General features: G+C 60.8%; 6 protein-coding genes. 5 read left to right on the top strand and 1 reads right to left on the bottom strand.

The genetic code is table 11. From position 1 onward, the window contains the following. The first annotated feature begins 93 nt into the window (after nt 1-93). The 5 genes from C9413_RS25590 to metF all read left to right on the top strand — a co-directional run bounded on the left by C9413_RS25590 (nt 94) and on the right by metF (nt 5,312). The gene (locus tag C9413_RS25590; protein WP_039845374.1) at nt 94-834 is read left to right on the top strand and encodes a ribonuclease; all 741 of its coding nucleotides are present in this window, start codon (nt 94-96) and stop codon (nt 832-834) included. A gap of 516 nt (nt 835-1,350) precedes the next feature. Next, nucleotides 1,351-1,533 (top strand): hypothetical protein, encoded by a 183-nt coding sequence (locus C9413_RS25585; RefSeq protein ID WP_039845372.1) that lies wholly within the window; start codon nt 1,351-1,353, stop codon nt 1,531-1,533. A 43-nt stretch (nt 1,534-1,576) separates the two neighbouring features. Further along, nucleotides 1,577-3,226 (top strand): energy-dependent translational throttle protein EttA, encoded by a 1,650-nt coding sequence (gene ettA, locus C9413_RS25580; RefSeq protein WP_039845371.1) that lies wholly within the window; start codon nt 1,577-1,579, stop codon nt 3,224-3,226. 165 nt (nt 3,227-3,391) lie between these two features. After that, nucleotides 3,392-4,408, top strand: coding sequence for a metalloregulator ArsR/SmtB family transcription factor (locus C9413_RS25575; RefSeq protein WP_039845370.1), 1,017 nt, complete (start codon nt 3,392-3,394; stop codon nt 4,406-4,408). 1 nt (nt 4,409) lies between these two features. After that, a complete protein-coding gene (metF, locus tag C9413_RS25570) occupies nt 4,410-5,312 on the top strand; it encodes a methylenetetrahydrofolate reductase [NAD(P)H] (protein WP_039845369.1) in 903 nt (300 codons plus the stop codon). 520 nt (nt 5,313-5,832) lie between these two features. On the opposite strand, the gene C9413_RS25565 is transcribed toward metF, so the two are convergent. Beyond that, nucleotides 5,833-6,693 (bottom strand): peptidoglycan-binding protein (locus C9413_RS25565; protein WP_170251070.1); only part of this gene is annotated, 861 nt, incomplete at its 5' end.

Genomic DNA, 6,693 nt, shown 5'->3' with positions numbered 1-6,693 from the left:
TGTTTGCAGTGGAATTTCGGGCGAGTGAGGGTTGCAGGGGTTTGGGCCTCATGCTTACTTGTTCCGTAATTGTTCTGTCTGCGGGGAGTGGCGATGAGCAGGGCGTTTCTGCGCTGGAGGACGTTTGTTCTTTCAATGGTTTTGGCCGGCTTTGCGGTTGCCCAGGAAGGAGAAGGGGGAACGCGCTTCATCCTTGCTGCAAGTTGGCAGCCGGCATTCTGCCAGACAAACCAAAGGAAGCCGGAATGCAGCAGCCAGACCAAGGAGCGCTTCGACGCGACGAATTTCTCGCTGCACGGCCTGTGGCCGCTGCGGCAGAACTATTGTGGCGTATCGAAGGACTTGCAGGCAGTCGACAAAGACGGCGATTGGCAAAAGCTGCCCAAGGTCAAGCTGACGGCTGAGAATGCGTCAGCCCTTGCAAAGGCCATGCCCGGAACGCAATCGGGCCTCGAACGTCATGAATGGACGAAGCACGGCACCTGCACGAAGATGAGCGCGGATGATTATTTCGGCGTGGCGATCCGCCTGATGGATGACCTCAATGGCTCGGCGGTGCGCGATCTCTTTGCCGCGAATGTCGGCAGGACCGTCAAGGCGGATCAGGTCAAGACGGCTTTCGACAAGAGCTTCGGGGCGGGCGCTGGCGAGCGTGTGAAGATGAGCTGCCGGCGCGCGGGCAGCGTCCGCGTGATCAGCGAGCTGACGATCGGGCTGTCGGAGGATGCGGGCTCGGCCGCCGGCGCCGGAGCGGGACTTGCAAAACTCATGCAAGACGCCGGCCGCACCTCCTTCGGCTGCGACGAAGGTGTTGTCGACGCGGCGGGGTTCTGAGAGTTCATCGCAAGGTTCGAAACTGGAGCGCGGCTCGAAGCGGGGTGGGAGAACGATGCGGCTGGATGACTACGGACGCGTGGGGACGCTACCAGAGATACTCGGATGGGATACACGGCAAAATACGTCACGAGCTGGTGTTCCAGGCGTGGCCGGCCCCACGTCTGCCGGCGGAACGGTTCTGGATGTGGGCTGCGGCGATGGCGAGATACTCGCGCGTCTATCCGAAGCCAGCGGCGGGCTGCGTAGCGTCCTGACGAACAAAACGCACTTTCTGGCGGTTTCCGGCAAGCGCTGCGTGGAGACTACGCGACAGCAAGGGAACTGATCGAAACCGGCGCGGCAGCCAGCATGGGCAACCTTGAATCAGAACGCTGGGTGACGATCCTTTGGCGGTTGTTCAGCAAATGGAGGCCTGTGGCCTTGCCGACTGCCAATGGCGAGGAGTCCCGCGCATTTTTTCGGTCATCTTGATGAGCAGAGCTTTGACGGCGCTTGCAGCCGAGCTCATCGCGCTTGAGCGCGCTGCTTCGTTTCGACCCATACCGTGCGATGGCCCCCGACTATTTCATGCAACTGGGCGGAAAGCATGACGAGATCGGGCAAATCCCTCCGTTCCGCCGCTTTTCGCGGGCAACCAAATCGATTGCCGTAGAGAAAGCCGGTTTCGGCGTTGCCCGAAAGCCGGCTTTCGCCTAAATAGCGGCCACGGTTTTCAAGTTTCCGCCCGGAGCAGCGTATAATGGCACGTCAGTTCATCTATCATATGGCCGGCCTCAACAAGGCCTATGGCAACAAGAAGGTGCTGGAGAACATCCACCTCTCCTTCTACCCGGATGCCAAGATCGGTATCCTCGGCCCGAATGGCGCCGGTAAGTCCACCGTCCTGCGCATCATGGCTGGCCTCGACAAGGAATATACCGGCGAAGCCTGGCTCGCCGAGGGCGCAACGCTCGGCTACCTGGCGCAGGAGCCGCAGCTCGATGCGTCCAAGACGGTGCTCGAAAACGTCATGGAAGGTGTGGCCTCCAAGAAGGCGATCCTCGACCGCTACAACGAGCTGATGATGAACTATTCCGACGAGACGGCGGAAGAGGGTGCGAAGCTCCAGGACATCATTGACAGCCAGAACCTCTGGGACTTGGAAAACCAGGTCGAGATGGCAATGGACGCGCTGCGCTGCCCGCCGGGCGAGGCTTCGGTCGACAATCTTTCGGGCGGCGAAAAGCGCCGCGTGGCGCTCTGCCGCCTGCTGCTTGCCCAGCCGGATCTGCTGCTCCTCGATGAACCGACGAACCACCTCGACGCCGAGACGATCGCCTGGCTCGAAAAGCACCTGCGCGAGTATCCGGGTTCCGTGCTAATGATCACCCACGACCGCTATTTCCTGGACAATGTCACCGGCTGGATCCTCGAACTCGACCGCGGCCGCGGCATTCCCTATGAGGGCAATTATTCGGCTTATCTGCAAGCGAAAGCGAAGCGCATGCAGCAGGAGGGCCGTGAAGAAGCCTCCCGCCAGAAGGCTCTGTCTCGTGAGCAGGAATGGATCGCCTCCAGCCCGAAAGCGCGTCAGGCAAAGTCGAAGGCGCGTATCCGCGCTTATGACGAACTGGTGGCGGCAGCCGCCGACCGCCGTCCCGGCGACTCCCAGATCGTCATCCCGGTTGGTGAGCGTCTCGGCCAGGTCGTCATCGAGGCCGAGAACCTCACCAAGGGATACGGCGATACCGTCCTGATCGAGAACCTGAGCTTCAAGCTGCCGCCGGGCGGCATCGTCGGCGTCATCGGCCCGAACGGTGCCGGCAAGACGACGCTCTTTCGCATGATCACCGGCCAGGAAAAGCCCGACAGCGGCGAAATCCGCATTGGCGATACCGTCGATCTCGGCTATGTCGACCAGAGTCGTGATGCGCTCAACGGCAACAAGACCGTTTGGGAAGAGATCTCCGCCGGCAACGACATCATCAAGCTCGGCAAGCACGAAGTGAATTCGCGCGCCTATTGCGGCGCCTTCAACTTCAAGGGCGGCGACCAGCAGCAGAAGGTCGGCACGCTTTCCGGCGGCCAGCGCAACCGCGTCCATCTTGCCAAGATGCTGAAGGCCGGCGGCAACGTCATGCTCCTCGACGAACCGACCAACGATCTCGATACGGAAACGCTGGCCGCGCTCGAGGACGCGCTCGAAAACTTCGCTGGCTGCGCCGTTATCATCAGCCACGACCGCATGTTCCTCGATCGGCTTGCAACGCATATCCTCGCCTTCGAAGGCGATAGCCATGTCGAATGGTTCGAAGGCAACTTCGAAGATTACGAGCAGGACAAGATGCGCCGCCTCGGCGTGGATTCGGTCAATCCGAAGCGGGTGACCTACAAGCGCCTGACGCGCTGATAGCCAGAGCCGTCTCTTGGATCAGAAGCCCCGGCAAGCGCCGGGGTTTTTGTATTCTTGCCGGTCGCTTTCAGAGCAGTGAATTTCGTGAACAGAGCGGATTCCTGCTTGCCAGGCCTTCTCAATTCACATAAAGATATCTTTATATGTTGATTGGGTTGGGATATGGCTGAAGCTATTAGGCTTGGATTGGATGCGCTGGTGGACGTCTTGAAGGCGGCCGGTGAGCCGACGCGCCTGCGGCTTCTCGCGCTCCTTGCCGCCGGCGATTTGACGGTGACCGATCTTACGGAAATTCTCGGACAGTCGCAGCCTCGCATTTCGCGGCATCTGAAGCTGCTCGGTGAGGCCGACCTCATCGATCGTTATCAGGAGGGTGCCTGGGCCTATTTCCGGCTGAGGCAGGACGGCAAGGCGGCGGCGCTGGTGCGCGTGCTGCTAACACACGCGTCCCAGAACGACCCTGTGATCCTGCGCGATGGCGAGCGGCTTTTAGCCGTGAAGCGTCAGCGGGCAGAGCGGGCGCAGGCCTATTTCAGCCGCAACGCCGCCGAATGGGACGAGCTTCGGCGCCTCCATGCCGCCGACGAAGAGGTGGATGCCGCGGTCATCAAGCTGCTCGGTAATCAGCCGGTCAATTCGCTGCTCGATCTCGGCACGGGGACCGGCCGCATGCTGGAGCTGCTTTCCAGGCTCTATCGCAGGGCGATCGGCGTCGATGCCAGCCGTGACATGCTGAGCGTCGCCCGCGCCAATCTCGACAGGGCGGGCATCACCAAGGCTTCGGTGCGGCATGCCGACATCCTGAACCTGCCGTTCGAGGGACAGGACTTCGATCTCGTCACCATTCATCAGGTTTTGCACTTTTTCGATCAGCCCGAAATCGCGATCACCGAGGCGGCGCGGATGCTGGCACCCGGTGGACGTCTCATGGTCATCGACCTTGCGCCGCATGGGCTCGAATATCTTCGCGACGAGCACGCGCATGTCCGCCTTGGTTTCTCGCATCAGTCAATGACCGACTGGCTGCGCAAGGCGGGGCTCGATGTGGAGCAGACCGTCGATCTTCATCCGGGTCAGCCGGGCGAGAAGGGGCTTACGGTCACGATCTGGCTTGCGCGCGATCCGAGGCGCCTCATTTCATCCGAAGGCGCCGAAACAGTATTGGCCGGGGAGGTATGATATGGCATTGAACACCGGAGACCGCCGCGATATCGGCATTTCCTTCGAATTTTTCCCGCCGAAGTCGGAGGAGATGGAAGGTCAGCTCTGGAAGACCGTTGCCGAGCTGCAGGACTGGGATCCGGATTTCGTCTCGGTGACCTATGGCGCTGGCGGTACCACGAAGGCACCGACGCTGACGGCCGTGACGCGGTTCCTCAACGAAACGCCGCTTGCGACGGCGTCGCATCTCACCTGCGTGGGCGCCACGAAGGAAGAAACGCATCAGGTGATCGACCATTTCCGCAAGGCCGGCGTGAAGCACTTCGTGGCGTTGCGCGGCGATGCGCCGGGCGGGGCAGGGGTGCCCTACCAGCCTCATCCGGGCGGCTACGCAAATGCGGCCGAACTCGTGGCCGGCCTTCGCGAGATCGGCGATTTCGAGATTTCGGTGTCCGCCTATCCGGAAAAACATCCGGAGAGCCGGGACGTGGCGGCCGATATCGACATGCTGAAGCGAAAGGCCGACAGCGGCGCGGACCGCGCGTTGACGCAATTCTTCTTCGACAACGACAATTTCGAGCGCTACCTGGAGAAGGTGCGGGCCGCAGGCGTCAAAATCCCGATCGTTCCCGGCATCATGCCGATCCAGAACCTGACGCAGCTGAAGCGATTTGCCAGCGCATGCGGCACAGTGATACCGGCCTTTCTCGACGAGCGCTTTGCCGGTCTCGACGACAAGGTGGAGGAGCGGGCGAAGGTTTCCGTCGATGTCGCCGTCGAGCAGATCGAGGATCTCGTCCGCCGCGGGCTGGACGAGTTTCATCTCTATACGATGAACCGCTCGCCGTTGGTTTCAGCCGTGCTCACCAATCTCGGCCTCAGGCGCGAGGGCGCAAAGAGGGCAGCGGGCGCCGCTGCCTGAGGGCGGCGGTAGTCGGCATCGAATAAAAAAGCGCATGTCTGGCGGTGACATGCGCTTTTTAATTGGCTGAACTGTTAGCTTGTCAGGAGCTAGGTATTCCAGTCATAGGGTTCGCCGACCGCTCAAATGAAGAGCATGGACAAGACGAACGCGAACGCTGCACTGACCAACAGGACATTCAAGGATCGTGTAATACCCATGTCTGCCTCCTCGCGTTAACCTGCATATAATATGTCTGAATTGTGTCGCGTGGAAAGCGGATTCTATGCTGCAGCGCAACGGCGGACTGCGGATGAGCCACGTTGTGGTCGGCTAAGCAATTGGAATTAATTGCCAAATCACGATGGAATTTTATTCACACATTTTAACTGCGCGTTAAATTGGGCGATTGGACCGTTAACGGCGATGGCTACATAAAGGCATGAACGGAAGATGCTGATATGATGCGGGAAATCGAAATCGCGCCCCGGCATTTTCCGGGACGCGATCGAATGGGGCGGCCTTCACGAAAATGGATTGATCAGAGCGCGCTCAGCAGGCCGGGCGTGGCCCAGCCATCAGCGGGCATTCCGAGACGCTGCTGCTCCTTCTGGATCGCGACACGGGTGCCGGAACCCAAAATGCCGTCGATCTGACCGACATCGTGGCCCTTCGACTGCAGTTTGGTCTGCAACTGCTTCATCTGGTCATTCGCAAGGCCCTGTTCCGGCGTCCCCTTGAGATAGGGCTGCGCACCGCCAAAGCGGGTGGCGAAATAGGCGGCCGAGGTCGTGTAGATGAACGACTTGTTCCACTCGAGATAGATCTTGAAGTTCGGGTAGGCGATGAAGGCCGGTCCGTGACGGCCCTGCGGGAGAACGAGGTCACCCTCCAGATTGCCGAAGCTGGTGTTGCCGTCACGCGGTTGAACACCGAGTGCAAACCATTCGCCCGCCGTCATGGTGCCGCCGAGGCCCGATTTTTCCCAGGGAAGGTTGTCGGGCAGGGTGACTTCCTGCAGCCAGGGCTGGCCGCGTTCAAAGCCGAGATGCTGGATGAACTTCGCAGCCGTCAGGATGGCGTCCGGGCTGCTCTCCTTCAGCCTGACATGGCCATCGCCGTCGCCGTCCATGCCGTAGGCGACGATGTCGCGCGGAAGCATCTGTACCTGGCCGATCTCACCCGCCCATGCGCCGGTATTGGTCGCCGGGTCAAGGTCGCCGTGCTGAACCATTTCGATGAGCGCGATCAATTGCGGGCGGAAGAGTTCGGGACGGCGGCAGTCATGCGCCAGCGTGACGAGCGCGTTGCGCGTATTGAAATCGCCCTGAACCGCGCCGAAGTCCGTTTCCATAGCCCAGAAGGCGGTGATGACGCCCGGGGCGACGCCATAGTCCTGCTC

The sequence above is a fragment of the Rhizobium sp. SEMIA 4085 genome (assembly GCF_013004495.1).
GTDB classification, from domain to species: Bacteria; Pseudomonadota; Alphaproteobacteria; order Rhizobiales; family Rhizobiaceae; genus Rhizobium; species Rhizobium gallicum.
Note: the sequence above shows the minus strand (reverse complement) of the source record. Positions and strands in the feature narration are given on the sequence as shown.

Excerpts from the sequence above, each read along its gene's own strand:
- C9413_RS25590 (WP_039845374.1), top strand. The coding sequence starts at position 94 with ATGAGCAGGGCGTTTCTGCGCTGGAGGACGTTTGTTCTTTCAATGGTT.
- ettA (WP_039845371.1), top strand. The coding sequence starts at position 1,577 with ATGGCACGTCAGTTCATCTATCATATGGCCGGCCTCAACAAGGCCTAT.
- C9413_RS25575 (WP_039845370.1), top strand. The coding sequence starts at position 3,392 with ATGGCTGAAGCTATTAGGCTTGGATTGGATGCGCTGGTGGACGTCTTG.
- metF (WP_039845369.1), top strand. The coding sequence starts at position 4,410 with ATGGCATTGAACACCGGAGACCGCCGCGATATCGGCATTTCCTTCGAA.